The 23,967-nt window shown below is 42.4% G+C and carries 23 protein-coding genes; 15 read left to right on the top strand and 8 right to left on the bottom strand.

Going from position 1 to position 23,967, the window contains the following annotated elements; translation table 11 throughout:
- Positions 1–182: 182 nt before the first annotated feature.
- Both rpmG and rpmB read right to left on the bottom strand, forming a co-directional pair.
- Positions 183–338, bottom strand: coding sequence for a 50S ribosomal protein L33 (gene rpmG, locus AC27HD_RS10370; RefSeq protein WP_013786148.1), 156 nt, complete (start codon positions 336–338; stop codon positions 183–185).
- 11 nt (positions 339–349) lie between these two features.
- Positions 350–586 carry a 50S ribosomal protein L28 gene (rpmB, locus tag AC27HD_RS10365; protein WP_032094753.1) on the bottom strand — a complete coding sequence of 79 codons (237 nt, stop codon included), beginning with the start codon at positions 584–586 and terminating at the stop codon, positions 350–352.
- A gap of 368 nt (positions 587–954) precedes the next feature.
- Here rpmB and AC27HD_RS10360 point away from each other — a divergent pair, with 368 nt between their 5' ends.
- Genes AC27HD_RS10360 through AC27HD_RS10350 form a run of 3 tightly spaced genes read left to right on the top strand, consistent with a single transcriptional unit; the run spans position 955 to position 3,458 of the window.
- Positions 955–2,028, top strand: coding sequence for a CDP-glycerol glycerophosphotransferase family protein (locus AC27HD_RS10360; RefSeq protein WP_487105606.1), 1,074 nt, complete (start codon positions 955–957; stop codon positions 2,026–2,028).
- 12 nt (positions 2,029–2,040) lie between these two features.
- Positions 2,041–2,439: an FAD synthase family protein gene (locus tag AC27HD_RS10355; RefSeq protein WP_032094755.1), complete on the top strand. Its 399-nt coding sequence runs from the start codon at positions 2,041–2,043 to the stop codon at positions 2,437–2,439.
- Positions 2,436–3,458, top strand: coding sequence for a CDP-glycerol glycerophosphotransferase family protein (locus tag AC27HD_RS10350; RefSeq protein ID WP_487105604.1), 1,023 nt, complete (start codon positions 2,436–2,438; stop codon positions 3,456–3,458). The genes AC27HD_RS10355 and AC27HD_RS10350 overlap by 4 nt, the downstream gene beginning before the upstream one ends.
- 68 nt (positions 3,459–3,526) lie before the next feature.
- Here AC27HD_RS10350 and AC27HD_RS10345 read toward each other — a convergent pair whose 3' ends face one another.
- The 5 genes from AC27HD_RS10345 to radC form a co-directional block, all read right to left on the bottom strand.
- Complete coding sequence (locus tag AC27HD_RS10345) at positions 3,527–5,629, bottom strand: YjbH domain-containing protein (protein ID WP_487105602.1); 2,103 nt, start codon at positions 5,627–5,629, stop codon at positions 3,527–3,529.
- A complete protein-coding gene (locus tag AC27HD_RS10340) occupies positions 5,626–6,390 on the bottom strand; it encodes a capsule biosynthesis GfcC family protein (RefSeq protein WP_487105600.1) in 765 nt (254 codons plus the stop codon). The genes AC27HD_RS10345 and AC27HD_RS10340 overlap by 4 nt, the downstream gene beginning before the upstream one ends.
- Positions 6,387–7,079: a YjbF family lipoprotein gene (locus AC27HD_RS10335; protein WP_487105598.1), complete on the bottom strand. Its 693-nt coding sequence runs from the start codon at positions 7,077–7,079 to the stop codon at positions 6,387–6,389. Before AC27HD_RS10335 ends, AC27HD_RS10340 begins: the two co-directional genes overlap by 4 nt.
- Before the next feature lie 112 nt (positions 7,080–7,191).
- Positions 7,192–7,551, bottom strand: coding sequence for a hypothetical protein (locus AC27HD_RS10330; protein WP_487105596.1), 360 nt, complete (start codon positions 7,549–7,551; stop codon positions 7,192–7,194).
- 94 nt (positions 7,552–7,645) lie between these two features.
- A complete protein-coding gene (gene radC / locus AC27HD_RS10325; protein WP_269518734.1) occupies positions 7,646–8,323 on the bottom strand; it encodes a RadC family protein in 678 nt (225 codons plus the stop codon).
- 187 nt (positions 8,324–8,510) lie between these two features.
- Here radC and coaBC point away from each other — a divergent pair, with 187 nt between their 5' ends.
- Together coaBC and slmA are read left to right on the top strand one after the other, a co-directional pair.
- Complete coding sequence (gene coaBC, locus AC27HD_RS10320; protein ID WP_487105981.1) at positions 8,511–9,725, top strand: bifunctional phosphopantothenoylcysteine decarboxylase/phosphopantothenate--cysteine ligase CoaBC; 1,215 nt, start codon at positions 8,511–8,513, stop codon at positions 9,723–9,725.
- 192 nt (positions 9,726–9,917) lie between these two features.
- Positions 9,918–10,508 carry a nucleoid occlusion factor SlmA gene (gene slmA, locus AC27HD_RS10315; protein WP_032097279.1) on the top strand — a complete coding sequence of 197 codons (591 nt, stop codon included), beginning with the start codon at positions 9,918–9,920 and terminating at the stop codon, positions 10,506–10,508.
- Positions 10,509–10,644: 136 nt separating this feature from the next.
- Here slmA and AC27HD_RS10310 read toward each other — a convergent pair whose 3' ends face one another.
- Positions 10,645–12,312, bottom strand: a complete 1,668-nt coding sequence (locus AC27HD_RS10310) for a M28 family metallopeptidase (RefSeq protein WP_487105593.1) — start codon at positions 12,310–12,312, stop codon at positions 10,645–10,647.
- A gap of 190 nt (positions 12,313–12,502) precedes the next feature.
- Between AC27HD_RS10310 and AC27HD_RS10305 the strand changes: the two genes are divergently transcribed.
- The 10 genes from AC27HD_RS10305 to AC27HD_RS10260 all read left to right on the top strand — a co-directional run bounded on the left by AC27HD_RS10305 (position 12,503) and on the right by AC27HD_RS10260 (position 23,550).
- Positions 12,503–12,838 (top strand): DUF1820 family protein, encoded by a 336-nt coding sequence (locus AC27HD_RS10305; RefSeq protein ID WP_032097277.1) that lies wholly within the window; start codon positions 12,503–12,505, stop codon positions 12,836–12,838.
- 39 nt (positions 12,839–12,877) lie between these two features.
- On the top strand, positions 12,878–14,635 hold the full coding sequence (locus AC27HD_RS10300; protein ID WP_487105591.1) for a DUF885 domain-containing protein: 1,758 nt from the start codon (positions 12,878–12,880) through the stop codon (positions 14,633–14,635).
- Positions 14,632–15,144 (top strand): hypothetical protein, encoded by a 513-nt coding sequence (locus AC27HD_RS10295; protein ID WP_487105589.1) that lies wholly within the window; start codon positions 14,632–14,634, stop codon positions 15,142–15,144. Before AC27HD_RS10300 ends, AC27HD_RS10295 begins: the two co-directional genes overlap by 4 nt.
- Before the next feature lie 387 nt (positions 15,145–15,531).
- A complete protein-coding gene (gene imuA / locus AC27HD_RS10290; protein ID WP_487105587.1) occupies positions 15,532–16,236 on the top strand; it encodes a translesion DNA synthesis-associated protein ImuA in 705 nt (234 codons plus the stop codon).
- Complete coding sequence (locus AC27HD_RS10285) at positions 16,236–17,732, top strand: Y-family DNA polymerase (protein WP_487105585.1); 1,497 nt, start codon at positions 16,236–16,238, stop codon at positions 17,730–17,732. Before imuA ends, AC27HD_RS10285 begins: the two co-directional genes overlap by 1 nt.
- Positions 17,733–17,739: 7 nt before the next feature.
- Entirely contained in the window at positions 17,740–20,889 is a 3,150-nt protein-coding gene (locus AC27HD_RS10280; RefSeq protein ID WP_487105583.1) for an error-prone DNA polymerase, read from the top strand.
- 65 nt (positions 20,890–20,954) lie between these two features.
- The gene (locus AC27HD_RS10275) at positions 20,955–21,779 is read left to right on the top strand and encodes a type 2 periplasmic-binding domain-containing protein (RefSeq protein WP_487105581.1); all 825 of its coding nucleotides are present in this window, start codon (positions 20,955–20,957) and stop codon (positions 21,777–21,779) included.
- Positions 21,780–21,949: 170 nt separating this feature from the next.
- Entirely contained in the window at positions 21,950–22,489 is a 540-nt protein-coding gene (locus AC27HD_RS10270) for an acyloxyacyl hydrolase (RefSeq protein ID WP_487105579.1), read from the top strand.
- Between the two features lie 135 nt (positions 22,490–22,624).
- Positions 22,625–22,777, top strand: a complete 153-nt coding sequence (locus AC27HD_RS10265) for a hypothetical protein (RefSeq protein WP_487105577.1) — start codon at positions 22,625–22,627, stop codon at positions 22,775–22,777.
- A gap of 212 nt (positions 22,778–22,989) precedes the next feature.
- Positions 22,990–23,550, top strand: a complete 561-nt coding sequence (locus tag AC27HD_RS10260; RefSeq protein ID WP_487105575.1) for an EF-hand domain-containing protein — start codon at positions 22,990–22,992, stop codon at positions 23,548–23,550.
- The last annotated feature ends 417 nt before the right edge of the window (positions 23,551–23,967 follow it).

Raw genomic sequence — 23,967 nt, 5'->3', positions numbered from 1 at the left:
ACAAGGATCTCACCACGATCTCGCGGCTTCTGCTCTTCTCTCAACGTGCGACTACGATTTGTTGTGCCTTGAAAGATGAAGAAACGATCAGTACTGAGAACGAGTGACCGAATAAACGCAAAAAACCCGGCAAAGGCCGGGTTTTCGTGGAGACAAAAGCAAGTGCTCTTTCTAAAAGGGCTTTACTTGATTTTTGCCTCTTTGAACATAACGTGCTTACGCACAACAGGATCAAACTTTTTGATCTCCATTTTGCCTGGCATGTTACGTTTGTTCTTATCAGTAGTGTAGAAGAAACCTGTACCTGCTGAAGAAACTAGTTTAATTTTATCGCGCATTGTCGGCTTCCTTAGATTTTCTCACCACGGGCACGAACGTCAGCTAATACTGAGTCAATACCTTTCTTATCGATGATACGCATGCCTTTCGCAGACAAACGTAGTTTAACAAAACGGCTTTCGCTCTCAACCCAAAAACGGTGAGTTTGAAGGTTTGGCAAAAAGCGACGACGAGTCGCATTTCTTGCGTGTGAACGGTTATTACCAACCGTTGGACGCTTACCTGTTACTTGGCATACTCTTGACATTGTATTTGTCTCCAGAACAACGATAACTGTCGCGCCAGTCGTTCCCACCACTCAAATAGTCGTTGGGTCAAAAGGCGTATTACTATAAATTAGAGGGCGCATTTTATACAGCAAAGGCAGGATCATTTCAATAAAAAAGTAAAAAAAGCTCAATTTTTAACTGCTTTTTCTACGATCTCGGCATTTCTACTACTAATTACCGTACTTTAATTAATAACCGCAACCCACACCCGATTATTTTTGTGCTAATTTACATTGAGCAGTCGGCTCAACAAAAGCCACAAATAAAGTGGGCGCAAACATACCACGCACGCTCGGGCGCGTCACTAAAATAAAAAGCAACTATGCAAAAATAGGTTTCTCTCCAAATGACAAATTCTGTAATTTTTGATGTTCAACATCTTTACTATTTGCCTCAGTATCTTCCTGTTGCATGTGCGCTTAGGGAGTTAGGTGTGAAAGTAGACTTCGTTTTGCACCAAGAACCCGGATACGACGAGGTTAAGACTTCCACACTGAGCAAAAAAGGGTTTAACCATCAATTTATTCCAGATGGCAGTAGCGTACTGTCTTTTTATCAATCACAAAATGTAGACTGGATTATTTTTGGGAATATACCTCCGTTTTCAGCGGATGAAAAATCCACAATCAGCCCCAAACTTGCACTTATGCAACATGGAATTGGACCTAAAGCTTGTTATTACAACGTATCAGAGTTCCCTTTCGATGTTCGCTTTGTAGAAGGTGAAAGCCGTTTATCCCGCCTTCAAGCTCTTTTTCCTACAAGAACTTTTGTTGATACTGGCTACGCTAAATTGGACCCTATTTTTGATGGAACAGAGCCACCGAGAACAATCGAACAATTGGGACTTGAAAAAGGCAAACCCACTATACTCTACGCACCTACTTTTTTCCCAAGCAGCATAGAAAAGTTTAAAAACGATTGGCCGCTAACACTTAAAAAATATAACATTATTATAAAGCCTCACTTTTTTAGTATGACTAAAAAGAAATACGTTAAACAGAAAGAAAAAATAGTACGGTGGGCATCTTTTGATAATGTTTATGTGGCCCAAAAACACGAATTTTGCCTTGTTTCGTTTATGCAGATCGCCGATGTGATGTTGTCAGATGCATCGTCCGCCATATTTGAATTTGCTGCTATGAACAGACCTGTTGTGTGGTGTGATTTTTCAAAAACAAGATGGAGTTACTCTGGCCTGTTTAAGTTCAGATTGAAAAAGCGACTCGACTCAGATCTCTCTTTATTCCACGATATAGCACACAGAGCAACGTCCCCTAATCTTGCGAATGAGCTTATTGAGCAATGTGTAGTTTCACCACATGCAAAAAGTAAAATTCGTCAAACTATTACCAACAAAATGGTCGGTAAGAGAGATGGGCTATGCAGTCAACGTATTGCTAAATACCTAACAAAATAAAAAGGTGCAACATTGCGAAGAGTAATTACATTTGGCACATTTGATGTGCTTCACATTGGTCACGTACGTATTTTGGAGCGAGCAAAAGCCCACGGCGATCACCTTACAGTGGGTTTGTCTTCTGACGAATTGAATTTTAGTAAAAAAGGCAGAAATCCTATTTATCCCTTTTCTAGTAGATCGGAACTGCTGAGTTCTATGCGCTTTGTTGATACTGTTTTCATGGAGGAATCCCTTGAAAAGAAGCGAGATTATATTCTTCAACACAAAGCAGATGTGCTAGTGATGGGTAATGATTGGGAAGGTAAATTTGACGAATTTCGCGACGTTTGTGACGTTGTTTATTTGCCAAGAACCCCCTCTATTTCTACAACCGAAATCATCGAAATAATTAGAGATGTTAACGGATGAAGTTTTTACTCTACCTATCACAGAATTACTCTTTTGAGATTCTGCGCCCGCTTTGTTCACTAATGCACAAAGAAGGACATGACGTAAGATGGTTCGTAGAGGGCAGCGAGGTAAACAAGTCGCAATTTCAACCTGATGATATTGTTTTATCTACTATATCGGAGGCAATAAGTTTTCAGCCCGATGCATCATTTCTGCCTGGAAACGTTGTCCCTTCATTTATCCCAGGATTGAAAGTACAGTTATTTCACGGCTTTGAATGGAAAAAGAAAGGGCATTTCAGAATTCGAGGCTGCTTTGATTTGTACTGTACACAAGGGCCATTTTTTACCAAGGAGTTTGAACAGCTTCGGGCAAAGCACCCTCATTTCACTGTAAGAGAAACTGGCTGGACGAAGCTAGATACCTTGTTTCAACGCTCAAGAGAAAGCACCTCACAAAACAAGCCTCCAGTAATTCTTTATGCACCAACGTTCTCGCCTAGCTTCACCTCGGCTAATTCTCTTTTCAACGAAATATTAGCGCTTAGCAAAAAGAAATCTTGGAAATGGAAAGTGAAGTTCCACCCCAAAATGGATAAAGAGACAATAGAAGCGTTTAAACGAGCGCAGCATGAGAATTTTGAAGTTATCGACTCTGATAGCATTATTCCTCTTCTAGTAGAAAGTGATGTGATGGTTTCAGATACTTCCTCAGCCATCACTGAATTTTTGCTACTTGGAAAGCCCGTTGTCACTTTTAAAAATGCCCAACCTGAGCCTATGCTTATTGATATTGATGATGCTAAAAACCTCGGAGACGCGGTAAAAAAAGCCCTCGCAATGGACGAGGCTTTAAAAGAGAGTATTAAAAACTACAGCCTAAAAATGCACCCTTTCACCGATGGGCAGTCTGCACAACGAGTGCTCGCGGCTACAATTGAAGAAATTGAAAATTATCCACGCAAAGAAAATATAGCGAAACCCAAAAACCTTTTTCGTAATTTCAAATTACGGAAAAGATTTGGCTATTGGAAGTGAAGCGTTAAGTACACTTTTACGCGTTAAATACGGTCAGAGTTATAAAAAGGGAGCAAATGCTCCCTTTTTTAATCGTAAAACGGCGCTCTTATCTCGGTCTGATTAATTAACCTTGCAGGTCGCTGTAACATTTGACCGCCATCTCGAGATATTGGTACCCAAGGGAAGAATCCACGCCCTTTTGAAGGCTGCAGCAAAAATAAGTCAGTTGGAATCGAGATGTAGAAGCCTTTCGTAAAACTCCCTTCCCCATACTCTTCTGACGATACATCCGTGAAAGCTGCAAATGCCCCCACAATAATTCCGCTGTCAAAACGTTTGGCGTAATCGATATTCACGCCTTTATCTTTTGCAAGAAATTGCCCTGCACTCACGGTTATTTGGGTGTCATCTAAAAATTCGGGCTTCCAATACACACTCGCGTGTCCGGTGATAGCATCGTAGTCTTCCAACGCCATTTGTTTTAACGGGTCGCGCTGCTTTACGTAGTTAATATCTAAGCCGTAGGCGATATTACTATCCACTTCGCGATACATTATTTCGCCGCCGACACCAGCAAACATGGTTTCTAGATAACCCGCATAAGCCTGCCCAAATAGATTTTCAGATAGTCTATCTTTGTAATGCAAAATAGCAGTATCTAGCCATACGTCATTTTCAGAAACATACTCTCTTACCCGCGTTCTTACTCTAGGCAAGGCGACTTCTTCATTATCGACCAGGTAATTAAACTTATCGAAATTATCAAGCAACGTTACACGAGCGCTACCTCGTACTGAAAACTTCTCGTCAAACGCATATCCACCGCCTAGCAAAAAACCAGTTTGGTAGAGGTAGAAATCTTCTGGGTTACCAAAAGACTGAGTAAAGAAAAAGTCTGCGCTATAAAATAACCCTTTGGTATTTTCAGGTTCATAAGCGTCTAATACTTCTTGAGAGGGGTCAGTTCTTATATAGGTTTGCTTAATATCAGCATCCACAGACTCATAACGCGCAGCCGCAATAAAGGCTTCAGCATCTACCTGAGTATCTACCATTGGCTGACCGCCACGACTATCTACAATATGATAGGTTTTTACCGTATCTGGCAGCTCAGAGGCCGCCACACGACCAATTCGCTCTATTGCTTCGTCTTGATCGCGATAGCTCACTTGTGTGCCATAAAACGTTGCTTCATTCTCGGTTAACTCTGCATCAGAAAGTACAAAGCCGGCATCGCGAAACATGTCGTTGTACAACGCTGATTTATTAACGTCTTCAATCTTTTTAGGCGGGCGCCTTGCCATTAACGACCGCGGCTCTTTATCGAATTTCAGCTGCGAGGCTGTATTCATATTGAAGCGATACGTTAAGCCAAAACCAATGGTGTTGCCACGCTGATAATTAAAAGAAAAGTCGACGTCTTTGTATCGATAAACCGCACCAATATTCCATCGAGAATCTTGTTCAAGCTCACCAGCCCGGTCTTCGGAATAATCATTCCCTTCAAACTCTAGCTTTAACGTGAGCGGTTCCCAAGGCGTTTGATATTCAATACCACCAAAAAATGAGGCTGTACCTTTGAAGAACTGATCGTAATCTACTTTTCCGCCTCTGCCGGAAAAGCCTCCAGGGCGTTCGCAGAAACTGTCTCTTAGCTCACAAAACGGGTTGGTAATGTCATCAGCAGTACCGAGATAACCCCATCCCAAGCCTAAATGAAAATCAAACGGGCCTACAGATTTACTGGCGTTGATATATTCACTTTCAAAAAAGCCGGTGCCACCAAAATCTCTAAAGCCAACACTAATATCCGGTAAGTAATAGCTCTCTTTCCACAATCTAAACTTAACGTCTAAGCCTTTGTCTTTGAGCGTTTGGTCTCCGCTAAATGATTCAACTGGGCTATAGAGCTGTGTACGCACATCGGTATAACGAGCAGTCGCCTCCATCCAATCATAGAGCTGTATATTCACAGACCAAAAACGATATTCTCCGTTGTCCGTGTAATTTATAGCCATGCCGCCTTGCTCGCGCATACGAGCCGTTGGCGTTTGTATAAGACCGTTACCACCTTGCACCATTTGTGAAGGCGTTACTTTTATTTGCGTGTCTGCTTGCGTTGTTGTCGATAACACACTGCCCACAACCAGCGCTAGTGTTGTTCTTTTTGAAGGAAAATACGCACTCATTGAGGAAGAACCCTGTGTACTGCTAAAGCGGCAACCCGCTGATTAAGCTGATTTATTTTATTACTGAATAGCTCTGATGAAACAGGTACGTAAACCTGACTGCCCGGCATCAGCTGTGAAAAATCAAGATTCCAATAGGCAACGCCTTTGGACTCAACTTCACCATTTGGGTGTATAACGTAAACAATACTCTTGTCTGCATCATCAAGTTTAGCCACTTTGTGCGACGCTGTATAAACAGACGTATCGCTTTGATGTTGGTATGCCCCGGGCTTTACAACTGCACCAGAAAAATGAAGCACATTGGGCCGACCATTCAGTCTCAACCAATACTTGCCGGGCTGAAACATAGGGTTATCTTCAAAAAATAAACGGGAGCGGTTATAGGATATAGACATATCTAGACGGGTAGACACCGTCCACTGTGCCACTTGCCCGTATAAGTTGCTCAGCGCTTTATGTGTGTTGCTGGTTTTATCGAAGTGAGTTAACAACTCCCTAATGCTAGACAACACCACTTCTTTTTCATGCTCTGCTTTAGGGTTGGTCAAATCAAATGCGGCAGCAGTCGGCCAATACCATTGCCCGTTGTCCGCAACAATGGACAGTGCGCTCGATAGCCTAATGGTTCTATCAAATTGATAGGTTTGCTTGTTGATCATTATTGTAACCAGATCGCTTTGAGCCACTGCAGCCTGCGAAAAAGTCATAATTAAAAACTGCGCGATAGCAGAAAATAGAATGTAATTTAGCCCTTTCATTGTATTTCTGCTCCTGCCTTATTCATCTGACGAACAATGCGGCTTAAGTACACCATTTCGTAGGTATCCCCAATAGGGCTAAACTTCTGTGTTGAAGCCAAAAGCTCTTTAGTGGATTTATGCAGAAAATACGTGTTTTCCCACGACAAGCCTACATCAATAAAAGGCGTATATTCAGGGAACGACACTGTCTCTACTATTTTGATAAGGGGAACTGAGTGGTCAAAGTAGGTGCGGCTTGTTTCACCTTCTACACGCCATGCTGAATTCACAGCCAGTCCAAAACCGACCTCAGACACATCAACTTTACGCTTCCAGTTAAAATTAAGCGTATCGTTTCCACCCAATGGATTGTGTTGAAGGTTACCCGTATAGAAGATGTCGTTATCTAACCCTTCTGTTTTAATAATAATACCGTGATGCATAGTGAAGATGACTTTATCAGCCGAAACCCAGCGATAGCGATCGCCATCTATATAGGCTAACGCCAACGAGGCATTATCACGATCGCCTGCTTTAATTTGCATAAGATCGGCTTTGTTATTCGCGATCTCTTCAACGGTATAGGTTACCGTTCTGTCTTTTAGCGCTAATTTTAATGTGTTGTAGTAAGCAAGCGTGGTTGTTGAACAACCAGAAATAGCGAGCATAAAAAAGCCAACAGTGGCCAAGGAAAAATATGGTTTCATTTGAATGCGCCGACGAAAGGGAAATTAGGTATATCTGTTTTAACTGTTTTTTATAACGTTTTAGCAATAAAAAAGCCGCTAATTAAAGCGGCTTTTAAAAAATACGTTTTATTTACTGTACTGTCGGAGAGTAAGTAAACGTCACTGGAACAGTGACTGTAGTTGTTGCTGTTGTTGTACCAGATGTAGTTACCGTTACTGTGTTAGTTGTACCAACACATACACCGTCTACTAGCGGATCTGTACCTTCACAAGTCGGAACCGCTGGATTTGGATCTACTACTGTCGGTGCGTCAGCATTTGAATTGCCTGCAACACCAACACCGATAGCTCCAACAACTACTACCGAACCTAAGATCTGACCTGTAGTCAGACCAGCGCCAGTAGCTCCACTACCACCTTCATTGTCTTGCGCGTTAACACCAGCCACCATTGTTGCGGCTGCAAATAATGCGATAATCGACTTTTTCATAACAGTCCTTTAATAAAAATACCCACTAATATCCTATGTTAAATCATTCTGAACGCTTTGACTAGAATATAATCAAAAAAAATGACTTAAGTTGCTATGATAACAAGCCCCTTTGTGCAAAAGAAATAGTTTCTTTGTCGCCAACAACAAAATGATCTAGAACAGGCACGTCGATCATTCCCATTGCACTTTTGATCTCGCTTGTTAATCGAATGTCTGCATGGCTTGGTTCTGCTATACCAGAAGGGTGATTATGTACCAGGATCACAGCGGCAGCATTGTCTTTCATCACTTGCTTTATCAGTTCTCTGGGGTACACCGCTGCACTATTTATCGTGCCAGTAAACATCACTCTAAATGCGATAAGTTGATGCTGACTGTTGAGCATTAAAAGAGCAAACTTTTCTTGCTCGCAATCTCTAAGCTTAGCTTGTAAATATTGTTTTGTGTCATCGACATTATGAAATGCATCTTGGCGCGTTAGCTGTATTTCTAAGTTGCGACGAAAAATCTCAAATGCGGCTTGAAATTGCGCATAGCTGCAGCGGCCAATACCTTTTAACGATGTAAAGCGCTCTTCTGAAACAGTGACAACCTCTCGTAATGTACCAAGCTCGTTTAACATGTCGTGGGCAAGCTCTACTGCTGACTTTCCTTTTACTCCTTTGCCAAATAGCACCGCAATTAACTCAGCATCACTGAGACTCTGTGCCCCCGAAGTTAGCAACTTTTCTCTTGGTCTCTCACCAAATGGCCATGCTTTAATCGTCATTTTCTTACTCTAGTTAACGTGAAAGCATGTTATATCGAAAACTCAAATCAACAGCGACTGTCTTCAAGGCGGGTTTATTAGTGAAACCTACACACCTACTTTTGTTTACCTATCCCAGATTTTAGCTTCATGATAGTTTAGTATGCGTGTATCACTACTATTCGTTTCAATCCGTATTTATATGACTATGTCTCTTGCAAATAAAAATGTACTGCTTGGCGTTACTGGCGGCATTGCAGCGTATAAGACACCCGATCTTGTACGCAAACTTACCGCTTTAGGCGCTAACGTACGCGTTGTACTTACAGGCTCGGCAACAGAATTTGTCAGTCCGTTATCTCTTCAAGCTGTATCGGGTAATCCAGTTCACCAACATTTGCTAGACCCCGCAGCAGAAGCAGCAATGGGGCATATCGAACTGGCGAAATGGGCAGACATATTACTTATTGCCCCGGCCACAGCGAACGTATTGGCCAAATTAGCCATTGGTATGGCGGATGATTTATTAACTACACTGTATCTTGCCACCACAGCCAGCGTGTTTATTGCACCCGCAATGAACCAACAAATGTGGAAAGCGCCCGCGACACTGGATAATGTAGAACGATTAGCCCAGTACGGAGTTAATTTTATTGGTCCAGCAAGCGGCGAGCAGGCCTGTGGAGATTTGGGCGCAGGAAGGATGGTGGAGCCAGTAGAAATTGCCTCTATTGTAAGTCAAACAGTCAACCGGCATGCCGTTGCTGAGCTTCGTGGCAAACACGTTTTAATTACAGCAGGGCCAACAAGAGAGCCTTTGGACCCCGTGCGATATATATCCAACCATAGCTCTGGAAAAATGGGGTTCGCTATTGCCGAAGCTGCCGTGAACGCGGGTGCTGAAGTCACCTTGGTGGCAGGCCCAGTTTCGCTTCAAACACCGCGAGGATGCGAGCGTATAGATGTTACTACGGCAGATGATATGCTAGATGCTTGTGAACAATTCGCGCACAAAGCAGATATTTTCATCAGTACAGCGGCGGTAGCCGATTATAAAGCGGTAAGTGTGGCTGAAAATAAAATCAAAAAATCAGATAATGAGTTAACACTTACTTTTACAAAAAACCCTGATATTCTAGCTACAATTTCACGTAAAGATAACAGGCCATTTTGCGTAGGCTTTGCGGCTGAAAGCCAAGATGTTGAGCAATATGCCCGCCAGAAGCTGACCAATAAAAAGCTTGATATGATAGCGGCCAACGACATAACAGCAGACGGCTTGGGCTTTAATAGCGACAACAACGCACTTCATGTTTTGTGGAAGGGAGGCGATAAAAAGTTACCCGCCACCAGCAAAAGTGAATTAGCACATCAATTAATATCGCTGATTACAACACGGCTTAGTGAAATCGAAAAAAACTAAACGACACCTTTAATGTGTCGATAACAGCAACTCAACATGCTGATTAATAGAAACACGGTTTAAGAAAGCTGCCACAAAAGAAAGTGGTAGGCTTGATAAATAATAACAATAAAACGATAACGTTTTGGCATTAGCCAACTTAACAAGGAACCCGGGTAGAACTTACTCGGTTGCGGAGGAAGTCATTTCGTCATGCCTGCAGTCAAAAAAACAAATCGCAGAGCGCAAATTCTGCAAGCACTTGCTGGAATGCTAGAAACCAACCCAGGTCAGCGTATAACTACAGCAAAATTAGCGGAAAAAGTGGGGGTTTCTGAAGCCGCCCTTTATCGTCACTTTCCAAGTAAGGCTCGTATGTTCGAGGGTCTTATTGAGTTTATAGAAGAAACCTTGTTTACGCGTATTAACAAGATTGTAAACGAAGAGAAAGACTCGTTAACTCGTTGCCAAATGATTTTGCATCTTATCCTTGGTTTTGCAGAAAAAAACCCGGGTATAACCCGTATTCTTAATGGCGATGCGTTAATGGGCGAACAAGATAGGTTACGAGCCCGTATCGCAAAACTTTTTGAGCGCCTAGAAACTCAGTTAAAGCAAGTGCTTAGAGAGAGAAAACTCAGAGAGGGTAAAACCCTTTCTGCCGATGAGGCCATTATTGCAAACATGCTAATTTGTTACACTGATGGACGCATAAACTTATTTATCAGAAGCGGATTCACACGCAAACCTACCGAGCAGTTCAACGAGCAGTGGGCAGCCTTCAAACAAATGTTTGTTGCATAGTATTGATAACGTCCAGTTTTTCTACCAAGACGCGTGCCTGCTTTTTAAAGGCGCGCTGACAAAACTCTAAAAAATGTAGAAGCCACAACAAAAAACGGTGCAATAAGCACCGTTTTTTCGTTAATGAATGGCAATATTATTTGCTAAAGGTATCCCCAAAAAAGTCACCTTCATTCCACTGAGGCTTATCTTCTTGATTTGCTAACGTCCAACCTATTTGAGCATTCACCTTGGTAAAGGTTTCAGCCGCTTTCCAATTAAATGGTTGGTTAATATCATCGCTAGGCTTGTGATAGTGAGTCGACAAAAACTGCCCAAACACTTTGCTGCCATCTACACTTGGATCTTTTGATTTAAGACCTGGCACCATAAACACCGAAGGAACACCTTGCTTAACAAACGCGTAGTGATCTGAGCGCGTAAACAGGGCTTGTTCAGGCCATGGATCTGGGCTTAGTTCAATATCAGCATTTGCCGCCGCTTTTTCCACCGATTGCTGCAAATCGCTGTGGTTTGCACCAAATGCAATAACATCCGCAAACTCATAGGTAAGAATAGGCATATCTAGGTTCACATTAGCCACCATAGACGTTACTGGTACCGTAGGGTTGCGTGCGAAATAGTCGGCACCTAGCAGTCCCTTTTCCTCACCAGTTACAGAAACGAACAAGATAGAACGCTTAGGCTTTTCACTCATCTCACTGAAAAGGCGAGCCGTTTCTAGCATCACTGAGGTGCCTGAGGCATTGTCCATCGCGCCGTTATTGATGTTGTCTTTTTTAACGGTTTTCGCAAAGCCTATGTGGTCAGAGTGAGCAGAAAATACGACGTATTCATCTTTTAACTTCGGATCTGAACCTTCTAACATCCCAACTACGTTAGGACTTGTGATGGTGTCATGCACACTCTTTTTACTGATATCCACGGTGCCTTGTAACGCAAAACCTTTTGGTACTTTGTCAGCCTCAAGGTCAGCATAAACGTCGTCTAAACTGCGCTCAGCGCCTTCAAATAACGTGCGAGCAGCCCCTTCACTCATGTAAGCGCCGCCTTTAAGCTGAGGAAAACTGTTTGCCGGCTCATTGTCATCGTTTAGCCATGCCATGCGTGGTGTATGGATGTAACTTAAACGGCTTTGATAAGGACGCACTTTTTCATTTTTCGGGGTAGTAATAGTGATCATGCCAATGGCACCATTGTCTACAGCATACTTTTGCTTTTGATAACCCGATGCAAAATGCGCCCCTTCTTCTGATGGGAAATCACTCGGCTTACCCGCTAGCGCAACAACAATTTTTCCGTCTACATCTACGCCTTCATAATCGTTGTGCGACAGTTCGTCGGCAACAATTCCGTAGCCCACGAAGACCATTTCACCACTTAACTTCGCATCTACGTTCAATAAGCTAGGACCAGCAAGGTATTGTTTTGGATAGGCGAAATCTACGGTATTGCCGTTTTTCGTCAACGTAAACTGAGGAGATTCTTGAACTAAGTTTGCTTTGCGAAATGATACATCTTGAATAAACCCGTCAGTGCCGGCCGGCGTTAAACCATATTTGGCAAACTCTGTTGCAATATAAAGCGCAGCAATATCGTGCCCACGAGAGCCGGTATCACGTCCCTCTAGTAAATCGTCAGCTAAAAAGAAAAGGTGAGATTTAATTCGCTGAGTATCTGGGCTAAATGCCCCCTCAGTTGATGCATGGGCTTTTGAGGAATGTTCTGTCGTTGAATGATTGTGTGCACTCGCGGCGAAAGTCATTGCCGTTATTGCACTACCTAGTAGTAGTTTTTTTATCATTTTAATTCACCAAGTTTTTATTACGCAAAAATGTTTATTACATGCTTGTCGCTGTAAGTAACATGTTAACTCAGTTCATAGGGGCATTGCTATGCAACCCATTTTGTTTAACACGGGTTTTCTGCCATTGCTCGCATAGTAGGGTCGTTATAAAATTCACTCGTAATTTTTTAAATGATAAGAGTGGCACATGTCTAACGAAGCGTTGTTATATCGTATTCAATTCATCAGCAATGGTGAGCGATACGAGCTATATGTAAAAACTCTCATGCAAGGAAGTCTATTTGGCTTTGTTGAAATTGGGGATTTTGTCTGGGATACGCATACCAGCGTTGTACTCGACCCTAGCCATGAAAAGTTAAAATCTGAATTTGCAGAAGTCACAAAAACCTATATTCCTATGCACAATGTCTTGCGCATTGACGCTGTAAAGAAAAAAGGTTCTGCCAAAATTACTCAATTAGAAAACAAATCTGATAAAGTAACTCAATTTCCTAGTCCAATTTATACACCAACTAAAGAGTAACGCGCCGGGGTTTTCCGGTTAAGGTTACCGGAGACCCTTATGTATCGCTTGCTTCTTGCCGCTACGCTTTTACTTTGCAGCCTCGGCTTATCAGCCAAAAGCTATGATGATAAAAGTCTGTATACACTGCTCGATAACATTTGGCAGTATGAAATGTCTGTATCTCCACTGCTTGCCTCTCGCCAAGGTAATACAGACCTTGCGCATGCACTGCCTGACATATCTCCTGAAGGGCTGAGTGGTCAGCATAAAAATTGGCTTAAGTTCCAAAACCAACTGGCGCATTATGAAAGAAGCAATTTATCGCAAGATGCGTTTATTGCTTTATTGATGCAGCGATACAGGTTGGCAAACTATATAGACCAGTACACGTATCGCTCTTACCTTGTTCCCATTAACTCAGAATACGGTTTTCACAGCGCCATGGCGTCTTTGCCAAACCTGTCTACGTTTAAGCGCGTAGCAGATTACGAGGCGTATATCAGTCGCTTACAGGCGCTAAAACCCTATTTCGAGCAGCAAATTGACTATATGAAACAGGCATTAGCAGAGGGATATACCCAACCTAGCGCTGTACTTAACGGTTTCGAAGATTCTATTTCAACGTATTTAGTGAACGACGTGAAAGAAAGCAGCTTCTACGGGCCCTTTACTCGTTTTCCAGACTATTTTAGCGACACAGAAAAAGCAGCATTGAAAAAACAAGGCCAGCAAGCAGTACGCAATTTTGTACTACCGGCTTACCAAGCGTTTTATGACTTTATGGTGAATGACTATATTCCTGGCGCTCGGGATGACATAGCCGCAGAGAAATGGCCTGATGGGGTTAACTATTACGCAAACAGAGCTAAACATTACACAACCACAGATATGAGCCCAAAAGAGATCCATGAACTGGGCTTATCTGAGGTAGCGAGAATTCGCGCGCAAATGCAGCAGATTGTTGATGACTTAGCGTTTGATGGCTCAATAAACGAATTCATTACATTTTTACGGGAAGACCCTCAGTTTTATGCCACCAGCGCGGAAGAGCTGCTGAAAGAGGCGTCTTTTATCGCTAAAAAAATGGATGCCAAACTGCCGGAATTGTTTGAATACCTGCCTAGAACCCCCTACGGTGTTGCTCCAGTGCCAGATGCCATTGCGCCTAAGTACACCACCGGCCGCTACATTCATCCAAGTAGAGACGATCAGCCAGGTTACTACTGGGTAAATACCTATGCTCTTGATAAGCGCCCCTTGTATGCACTACCTGCATTAACCCTTCATGAAGCTGTGCCGGGGCATCACTTACAAATATCATTAGCAGCAGAGCTTGAGGATCTACCCATGGTTCGCCGCAATACATATATTTCGGCATTTGGCGAGGGCTGGGGATTATATTCAGAATTTCTTGGTATTGAAGCAGGCATTTATGAAGACCCTTACGATAACTTTGGCCGTTTAAGTTATGAAATGTGGCGTGCATGCCGCTTAGTCGTGGATACAGGTATGCATACTATGGGCTGGAGTCGCCAACAAGCGGTAGACTACATGATGGAAAATACTGCACTGTCTGAGCACAACGTTAACACCGAGATTGACCGTTATATATCATGGCCTGCTCAGGCGCTGTCGTACAAAATAGGCGAAATAAAAATAAAAGCGCTACGTGAAAAAGCAGAAACTGAATTAGGCGAACACTTTGACGTTCGAAAATTCCACCGAGCTGTATTAGAAAATGGCTCAGTTCCACTTTTCATCTTGGAACAGCGTATTAATACGTTTATAAAGGAACAAAAGGCTAAAGAGCTATGATTGTTGCATTTGGTGTTATCGGGGTACTCATTCTTCTTTTGATTTATTTCGTGCTACGCGCGCAAAACTTGCAGAAAGAATTAATACTTTCCCGCTCTGCCAATAAGCAGAACAACAGCAAAGTCAATTACGCTCAGCGCAACTTGGTATTAGTGACTGATGCTTTGGAAAAAAACCTGACGCAGCGTTTGCAGAGCCTGTATAAAAGCAGGCTTATTAATCAAGACCAGTATAATGCTTTGTTACCCTTGATGACGTACTTTTCAACCATTGTGATGAACTGCTGCGAAAAAGGCGATTCGCTGGAAGAGTCACTTAAAAAAGCCTTAAGTAACGAAGAGATTTCTTTAGAAGGAATACAGTTAGTTGTAAAAGACTTACCCAGTAATCTTAGAATGTTGTGGTCTAAAAACACAGCCGATGGATTTATAGCATTTTGCCAAGCTGTTACGTCGGTAAAAAGCAGCAGCGACTCTCAAGACGCAGCACAAGCTAAAAAGGCATCCTAACGGCCCAGATTATTCGGCATAACCTACTCTCGGCATAACCAATTGTCGTCATAACTGAGCCTCGGTATCACTAGGTATAAGTCACTTAACTAGTACGGATTAATTGAAAGCTGCTGTTACAGGCAGCTTTGGTTATTGGTGCTTTTAAAGTCTCCATCTTTGTTTTTTCTTATTACTTTTTTATTGCCACATTCATCGAGCAATTTTTATATCTATCTTTATTATCAGCTTCTCGCTCATAAAAAGTGTGAAGTGAAATTTAATGTCTTTCCTTTTTAAAATAATCAGTACGTTAGCAAACTACGAAGTAGAAAGGCGCCGGTTTATCTTGAAAAGACTTCACCTCTCACTATAATACTGTACATATATACAGTATTTGTTGGTGTTATGAATAAGTCATTATCTACGTTAGAAAACCACCCGCATATTTGGCGGGCTAGAGAGCAGAGTCAGCAAGAAGAGCGATTTTCGTTGGGTTTTGATCAGCTAGATGAAGCGCTAAACGGCGGCGTTTCAACCTCTGGCGTGGTTCGTATACGCACACTAACTGGCATTGGCGAGCTCTCTCTATTCAAACAAGTCATCAGCAAGCAACGCTCGCATAAGATGATTGTATTTGTAAACCCGCCAGGAGATATTCAAACCCCTTGGTTAGCAACATTTGGAATTGATGTTAAACAGGTTTTAATTATAAAGCCCAGTACTGAAAAGGAGTCACTGTGGGCAACTGAACAGTGTTTGAAGAGTACGGCCTGCCATTGCGTTATTTTGTGGAGTAATGGGGTAAATACAAAGGAAGCCAGGCGTCTACAAGTAGCAGCAACACATAACGATGCACTTTGTCTTCTTTTCACCCGTCCTAACAGAAGTAGTATGCGCAACAGCGCAGCACTGCAGACATTACCTATCTCTCTAGATTTATGCCTTAACTATCGACAACATGCGTTGGAAGTCAGCGTGCTAAAGCAGCGCCATGGCTGGCCAAAAGATAATATTGCCATACATAACGACTGGACTGCGAACAACCGAGCAATCAAGTGGGCAGTTGAACATAACAAAGTAAAACGTCATGTACTTCACTCAGTGAGTTAATGATGTTGTGGGCCTACCTGTATTTTCATCAAATTACCTTGGATACGCATGAAAAGGCGAGTTTGAGTACGGGCAATAGCCCTCAATACAACACGCAAAAAGAAGTACGACATAAAAGAACAGGTGAATCGGCGAATGGGCTACACCAACCGGGCAAAACACAAATACCGGCTGTTATTGTTTATTGCGAAAAAACAAATCGCATTGTTCAGCGAAATAACGGGGCACTTCAGCAAGGTATAGAGATAGGCCACGGGCTTGCTCAGGCTGCCGCATTATGTCCTCAAATCTGCATTATTCCTTTTAGTGAAGACAATGAACGCCTCACTCTTGTACAACTAGCCCACCAACTTTATCCATTTGTTTCCGATATTGTCTTGGACACCCATAATACACTGGCTATACGACTTGATAATTTAGTGCATTACTATGGCGGTCACAAAGAGCTGTGGAGCACTATCACCCATGAACTTAAATTATCAAAAGTGAGCTACCACTTCGCTACCGCTTGGTCTATTGAAGCCGCACGAATACTGGCTTTAAATGGCGTTGATAACTATGAGTGCGATTGTGACAACATTAAACATAGGTTATCGCAATGCTCGCTATCATTAACCTCGTTGGATAAAAAAACAAAAGAAGCGCTGACTCGTGTGGGCATACGTCATGTTCATCAACTACTTGCCATGCCTGTACATGAACTTGGCAGACGATTCGATAACAACACCATTTCATACCTCACTGCCCTGCGGGGAGAAACATTTCCTCATGTCACCCTTTTTCGGCCTGCAGAGCACTTTGAGCACTTTACGCTTCTCCCTTTTGATGTTGAAAACACGCAACATCTCACTCCTTTTATGGAAAAGCTGCTGGGCTACCTTGCCCACTACTTACGCGCCAGAAATTTACAAACGTCCACACTCTGTTTTCAAATTGATTTTCGAGAGCACCCATCAACGCAGTTAGAAATAAAGTCAGCGCTACCACAAAGCACCGTCGACAGCTGGCTGTCGTTACTCACACTGCGTATTGAGAACGAAGTGTTACCTGAGCCAGCTGTTTCAATAACCCTGCGCTGCGACAACGTCGAAAAAATTGAAGGCAGTAATGGTGACTTCTTCAGCAATCGCTTTAACGAGGTAGCTCAGAAACAATTAATTGGAAGGTTGAACGCAAAATTAGGGGAAGAGTGCACTTTTCAACCAAAAGTGTCAGATACACATCAGTTTGAGACTATGTCGAATGCTGAAATTTCATCTAGCACGCCTGCATCAACATTTACTTCAGACATTGTTCCCACTTTTCTGTTCGACAGCCCCAAACCACTCACTCAATCAACGAAAGTCTGTTTCGGCCCCGTGAGATTACACAGTGAGTGGTGGCATGAAACACCTCGAAAACGTGACTATTTTATTGCGCAAACTGAATATGGAGTGCGCCTGCTGATATTTAAAGACGAAGAGAAACTGTGGTGGGCACAGGGTCTTTTCAGTTAGGGTTGTTATGAATTACAGCGAGCTTTTTTGTCAAAGTCATTATAGCTTTCTAACGGGTGCATCTTCCCCTGCCGAGTTAGTGACTACCGCTTCGTTTTTAGGTTACCAATCTATTGCTATAACCGACGAATGCTCGGTGGCGGGGGTGGTACGCGCATTTGATGAGATAACTCATCAGCGTTTACCGATAAAACTTATTATAGGTAGCTATTTTGTATTTGATGAGTCTCTTTCTTTTGTATTGCTATGTCCAAGTAAAGAAGCATACAGCGAGTTATGCCGAATTATTACTAATGCCCGTCGGCGCTCTGAAAAAGGCGAATACAAACTGGCAGAGTGGGATTTGCGCACCATTAAGCATTGCCAGTTTATATGGCTGCCGTCCGGTAAAAAGGAGTACGACGACCACTGGGCAAGCTGGCTAGCAAAGCAGCCGGCGATTCAGGTTTATATTGGTGCGCAGCGACTACTCGATGGATTAGATCACCATAGGTTTGAAAACTATAACTATCTTCACGCAACCTATGGCTATCCAGTTATAGCCTGTACCGGCGTACTTATGCACCATAGTGACTGTTTACCACTTCAGCATGTGTTGCACGCCACACGAACACATAAGCCTGTAGATGAAATAGGGCGCGCCGCGCTGAGTAATGCAGAAAGAAGCTTACGAACCACGCAGAAAATTAAAAAACTGTATCCTGAGAAGTGGGTTGCTAATACCAATAAACTGGCCTCACAATGTCATTTTTCACTGAGCGAATTACGCTACCAATATCCAGCAGAATTGGTGCCTTCGGGCTACACACCTACCTCATATTTACGGGCGTGTGTTGAACGTGGAATTAAACTGCGCTTTCCTGAAGGCTTACAGCCTGAGATAAGGCAAATTATAGAAAAAGAGCTAGTACTCATTAAAGAGCAAGAGTACGAATACTTCTTTCTCACTATTTACGATATTGTGCAGTTTGCTAAACAGCAGGGTATTTTATATCAAGGCCGAGGCTCAGCTGCTAATTCTGTCGTGTGTTATTGCCTTGAAATAACCGCTGTAGATCCTCGCCAAATTAATGTTCTTTTTGAACGGTTTATCTCAAAAGAACGCAACGAGCCTCCCGATATCGATGTAGATTTTGAACATCAACGACGCGAAGAAATCATTCAGTACATTTTCAAAAAGTACGGCAGAGAGCGGACTGCTATTGCGGCTACTGTTATCTGCTACCGTTTTAAGTCGGCCTTCAAAGACGTGGGTAAAGCACTAGGATTCAGTGAATCTCAACTCGACTTCGTCATAAAGCAAATTAATCGACGGGACAAGGTAATTCCTTGGAAGTCTCAGTTAGCCGACCTTGGTTTAGACCCTAGTAATAAAAGGGTGAGTCTTCTTATTGATTTAACAGAGCAGTTATTAGGCACACCTCGGCACCTTTCACAACACGTGGGAGGTTTTGTAGTAAGTGCAGGGCCACTATACGAGCTGGTTCCTGTTGAGAATGCAGCAATGCCAGAACGTACTATTATTCAATGGGATAAAGACGATATAGAAACCCTTGGCTTACTTAAAGTGGATGTTCTGGCCCTTGGTATGCTGAGCGCAATACGCCGAACATTTGAACTCATCAATAAGCAGTTTCCAGTAGACGTGAGCATTCCCTTTATTACTAAGCTAGGCGATGACAAACAAGTCTTTGATATGATTTGCCAAGCCGATACTGTAGGCGTTTTTCAAATAGAGTCACGGGCTCAAATGACGATGTTACCGCGCCTTAAGCCCCGTAAATATTACGACCTTGTTGTGCAAATCGCCATAGTAAGGCCAGGTCCAATTCAAGGCGATATGGTACATCCCTATCTTATTCGACGTCATGGTAATGAAACAGTGACCTATCCTTCCAAGGAAGTTGAAAACGTATTATCTCGCACAATGGGTGTACCCATTTTTCAAGAGCAAGTCATCCAGCTTGCCATGGTGGCGGCAGGGTTTAGCGGCGGCGAAGCTGATCAGCTGCGAAGGGCAATGGCTAGTTGGAAAAAAGACGGTCGCATATTTGAATTCAGAGATAAATTAATTAAGGGAATGACGGATAAAGGCTATGACAGTACTTTTGCGCACAACCTATTTGAGCAGATTAAAGGCTTTGCGGGTTATGGGTTTCCTGAGTCTCATTCTGCATCATTTGCAGTATTAGCCTATGTGTCTTGCTGGCTAAAATTTTATTTCCCGGTGGAGTTTTACGTGGCGTTACTCAACAGTTGGCCTATGGGTTTTTATACGCCATCACAATTAGTTCAAGATGCTAAACGACACAGTATTAAAGTATTACCGCCTTGCGTTAATAATTCCAATGTAGAACATATAATGGTAATAGATGGCGAACAAAAGCTGCTGCGTTTAGGGTTATCTCTCATTAAAGGGCTTAGTAAAGAAGGCGCTGATGCCGTCGTTAGTCAGCGCCCTAAAAATGGCTTTAGCAGTGTAAATCAGGTTAGGCAAATAAAGCTACGTAGTAACGAATTAGAGGCGCTCGCAAGTGCCGATGCTTTTAAGTTAATTTCTGGCAATCGGTATGAAACTCGGTGGCAAATGATGGATAGCCAAGCCAACCTTCCCCTCTTTGAAGAGGTTATATCAAACCATAATGCTGACAATAAAAGGGCAAAAGACGCTGAGCCGCTGCACTCTCTACCTTCTCAATCTTCTCTACCTTCTCAACCTTTGTGTAATGCTCCCTCAGCAGCCCAAAACTTGCTTGAAGATTATGCAGCCACTGGGCTATCTGTTGATAATCACCCTATCTCATTGCTCAAACAACATAAAAACCTTAAGAAGATTAGCTGGGCACATACCCTTTTTCATAAACCAAACCGTTCAGTGGTGAGCATACTTGGTGCTGTAACAGGTAGGCAGGCACCTGGTACAGCGTCTGGCGTTACTTTCCTTACCTTGGAAGATGATACGGGTAATGTGAATGTTGTAGTGTGGCAAGCCACTGCTAGAGCTCAGCAGAAAGTATTTTTGAAAGCCAAACTGCTTCAAGTTAACGGCATTGTTGAACATTCTAAAGAAGGAGTTGTACACGTTATTGCAGGTAAACTGATTGATAGAACCCCTTGGCTAGAATCGATTATTATTCCATCTCGCGATTTTCATTGAGATAATTTATGTTATCTTCATAAGGGCTAGCGTAACGTAAATGCATTATCGTTTTGGAGTATAAAGTGAAGCATTGGGCAGTAGCGTGTACTTTTGCAGTGTTTGGTATTTTGGGTAGTGCTAATGCCATAGCTGAACGTTTTATTGTGGGCGCGCAAAATTTATCTTATTTTCCCCATTACGACTTTGAGTCAGATGTTGATAAAGGCGTTGGGTGGGCAATACTTGAAGCATTTTCAGATGTGTCAGGTCACGAGTTTATCTATGTAGACTTACCCATAAGGCGACTTCAGATGGAGTTAATGAAAGGTAATGTGGATTTCGTCTACCCTGACAACGATAGATGGTACAACAGTATTACAAAAACCAAAGATAAAAGCTTTTCTCTTCCGCTCACCCATGCGGTAACGGGTACTATCGTAAAGAAAAAGAAAGCAGGTAAAGGCTTAACGGCGATAAAGAACCTTGCCATGCCGCTTGGTTTTACCCCTGTAAACTGGCAAGAGAGAGTCAATAATGGCGACACCTTACTCACCTCAGTAAAAGATGTACCGCAGGGATTTGCCTTACTTCAACAAGAAAAAGTTGATGCTTTAGATTTAGAATACCATGTGGCCCAATACTCAACTGCAACATTACCGCAATACGACGATGTTACTTTAGACCTTACTTTGCCGCACAATGAAGTCTCATTTTGCATTTCCACTTTAGCGCATCAGGGCATTATTGATGAACTAAACGGGTTTATTACATCAAACCCTGAGCTCATAAATGAGATAAGGGCTAGGTATGCAATAACCCCCCTCTCTGAACTTTTCGATACTCTGGTAAGTGAGCAGCAATTAGCACCGAATGAAGTTTGGACAAAGAGCATGCCCAGCGCAGAATAAGGTTATAAATGACTGACACTTTTCTGCTTTGTAAAAACTTCTCATCGCTGGGTAAATCTCTCTACTGATGTCTTGAATTTTCATCCTAAAAATCTTTAAACTACTGTTTTTAATAACTTATATTACTTGGTCACGTTTTTGCTAAGACTCCTTATCATTAAGGAGTACACATGAACCGTTTTACACTTTTATTTTACATTTTGCTTTTCCCTTCATTACTATTTACCACCAATTCACTGTCGGCTAAACAAACTGTAAGTGCTGATTACATGCACGGGTTTGATGGTATTGATGGATTGAGGTTTGCCTACCGTCCATTTACACAAGATATTACTACGCAGTGGTTTGGTGATATAAAGCTCTATTGGGAAGCTAGCGCTGTTGTGTGGGAATACGGTGAAAGTAACACCAGAAGCACAAGCTATGCGGTTTCTTTAACCCCTGTTTTTATGAAGCAGATTACGACCATTGCCAACCAGTACCCTCTATACATAGAGGCAGGCATTGGCGCTAGCTATATCGGCGATCAAGAAGTAGCGGGTAAAGACATTGGCTCTAACTATCAGTTTGAAGACCGACTCGGTATCTTCGTTGAGTTAGATGAAAGCCAGCACGTTGCCGTAAGATACATGCACTTTTCAAATGGTGGATTTAATAGTGACAACCCAGGACTAGACTTTCTCAACCTATCCTACGCTTATCATTTTTAAATCAAAATAACGTGTGCTTAGCCCAATGGTCGTGTTCTTTGCGCTAAGCACATTTCATCACAACACCGTATATTAAGCTCTACTACCAATCAATTTATCCTAACTGCTATTCCTGCTATTCCCGCTGTGCCCGCTATGCCCGCTATGCCTGCTATGCCCGCTATGCCCGATATGCCCGCTATGCCCGCTATACCCGCTGTGCCCGCTATGCCCGCTATGCCCGCTATGCCCGCTATGCAGCATTTTCAAAAACTGTTTCCTTTTAACAATCACAAACATAAAAAATAATGATGATTTTACTCAATTAACAATAAAAACAGCAGGTTAGGTTTTTGGCATAAGTCGTGAATAACATTATGTGAAGAATTGGAAAGTTAAAAGTGAAAGCTTTAAACGCAACTAAGATTTATAGAGGTACTGATAATTTGTATGTCGTAGGTTAGCTCATTAATGGGCAACTCTGTAAATCGAGACACTATGGACATAGAAGGATTTATATTATGAAAATTGCCACGCTTACCGTAGTAATAGGAACTGTACTTTCAACATCAGCTTTTGCAGGCCATCACGAAACTAAGATCGAGAAAAGCTTTAGCGCACTCGATATGGACGGCAGCGGATTTGTTACTAAAGCCGAAGCTAAAGATACAGTAAACCCCAAACTACTTGCGAAAATGGACACTGATGGCGATAACAAAGTAAGTCGTACAGAGTTTAATAACTTTGTTGAAGAGAAACCTAGCATGTTTAGCGACGATATTATTACATCAGCAAATACGCTAACTGCTACACAACCTTTAATGTCAGAACAAAAGAAGATGTCAGCATTAGAAGATGGTGAAATGATCTCAGAGAAGAATAAAGAGCTTCGTACAGAGATGTCAGCTACAGCAGATAGCAGATTCACAGATCTCGATATGGACAGTAACGGCTCGCTCTCTATGAAGGAACTAGAAGCTAGCGAAGTCGAAGGCAATATTTCAGATATGGATACCGATGGTGATGAAGAGATAACCAGAATGGAATACCGTGCATACTTCGAGCAAATAGAAACTGAATAAGCAATAAATGGGGTCAGATCCACATTATTTGCCTACTATTCTAGTTTAAACACTATAATATTAGCAATATGGGGTTCTGGCCCCTTTTTTGTGTTCGATAGCCAGATCTAAGCGCTATGAATATTAACAATACTATTCTGACCCTCTATTATGCTGCCTCAATTTATATTTGTTAAGTTGCATGTAATGAATGTAGTCGGTGATTAATGCGGTTCTGACCCTGGTTTATGTTGGCTAGATTGGATGTAATAAATGGGGTCAGATCCGCATTATTCCGACGATAAATCGATAATTTGGTTAAGAACCACATACCTTGATCCTTTGCCCGCTGTAAGCTTTGTGGATAATGATAAATAGGGATCTGACCCTAAATATTGAGTTGGATGCGCTGAATGTAATTGGGGAATTAATGTGGAC

It is taken from the genome of Alteromonas sp. 4NS20-0143 (genome assembly GCF_057542855.1).
Note: the sequence above shows the minus strand (reverse complement) of the source record. Positions and strands in the feature narration are given on the sequence as shown.

Bases quoted from the DNA above. Each gene is read 5' to 3' on its own strand.
- AC27HD_RS10285 (WP_487105585.1), top strand. From the start codon at position 16,236: ATGATGTTGTGGGCCTACCTGTATTTTCATCAAATTACCTTGGATACG.
- AC27HD_RS10270 (WP_487105579.1), top strand. From the start codon at position 21,950: ATGAACCGTTTTACACTTTTATTTTACATTTTGCTTTTCCCTTCATTA.
- AC27HD_RS10335 (WP_487105598.1), bottom strand. From the start codon at position 7,079: ATGAAACCATATTTTTCCTTGGCCACTGTTGGCTTTTTTATGCTCGCT.
- coaBC (WP_487105981.1), top strand. From the start codon at position 8,511: ATGTCTCTTGCAAATAAAAATGTACTGCTTGGCGTTACTGGCGGCATT.
- AC27HD_RS10305 (WP_032097277.1), top strand. From the start codon at position 12,503: ATGTCTAACGAAGCGTTGTTATATCGTATTCAATTCATCAGCAATGGT.
- AC27HD_RS10360 (WP_487105606.1), top strand. From the start codon at position 955: ATGACAAATTCTGTAATTTTTGATGTTCAACATCTTTACTATTTGCCT.
- AC27HD_RS10280 (WP_487105583.1), top strand. From the start codon at position 17,740: ATGAATTACAGCGAGCTTTTTTGTCAAAGTCATTATAGCTTTCTAACG.
- rpmG (WP_013786148.1), bottom strand. From the start codon at position 338: ATGCGCGATAAAATTAAACTAGTTTCTTCAGCAGGTACAGGTTTCTTC.
- AC27HD_RS10345 (WP_487105602.1), bottom strand. From the start codon at position 5,629: ATGAGTGCGTATTTTCCTTCAAAAAGAACAACACTAGCGCTGGTTGTG.
- AC27HD_RS10295 (WP_487105589.1), top strand. From the start codon at position 14,632: ATGATTGTTGCATTTGGTGTTATCGGGGTACTCATTCTTCTTTTGATT.
- AC27HD_RS10260 (WP_487105575.1), top strand. From the start codon at position 22,990: ATGAAAATTGCCACGCTTACCGTAGTAATAGGAACTGTACTTTCAACA.
- AC27HD_RS10310 (WP_487105593.1), bottom strand. From the start codon at position 12,312: ATGATAAAAAAACTACTACTAGGTAGTGCAATAACGGCAATGACTTTC.
- AC27HD_RS10340 (WP_487105600.1), bottom strand. From the start codon at position 6,390: ATGAAAGGGCTAAATTACATTCTATTTTCTGCTATCGCGCAGTTTTTA.
- rpmB (WP_032094753.1), bottom strand. From the start codon at position 586: ATGTCAAGAGTATGCCAAGTAACAGGTAAGCGTCCAACGGTTGGTAAT.
- AC27HD_RS10265 (WP_487105577.1), top strand. From the start codon at position 22,625: ATGCCCGCTATGCCTGCTATGCCCGCTATGCCCGATATGCCCGCTATG.
- AC27HD_RS10300 (WP_487105591.1), top strand. From the start codon at position 12,878: ATGTATCGCTTGCTTCTTGCCGCTACGCTTTTACTTTGCAGCCTCGGC.
- AC27HD_RS10350 (WP_487105604.1), top strand. From the start codon at position 2,436: ATGAAGTTTTTACTCTACCTATCACAGAATTACTCTTTTGAGATTCTG.
- imuA (WP_487105587.1), top strand. From the start codon at position 15,532: ATGAATAAGTCATTATCTACGTTAGAAAACCACCCGCATATTTGGCGG.
- AC27HD_RS10330 (WP_487105596.1), bottom strand. From the start codon at position 7,551: ATGAAAAAGTCGATTATCGCATTATTTGCAGCCGCAACAATGGTGGCT.
- slmA (WP_032097279.1), top strand. From the start codon at position 9,918: ATGCCTGCAGTCAAAAAAACAAATCGCAGAGCGCAAATTCTGCAAGCA.
- radC (WP_269518734.1), bottom strand. From the start codon at position 8,323: ATGACGATTAAAGCATGGCCATTTGGTGAGAGACCAAGAGAAAAGTTG.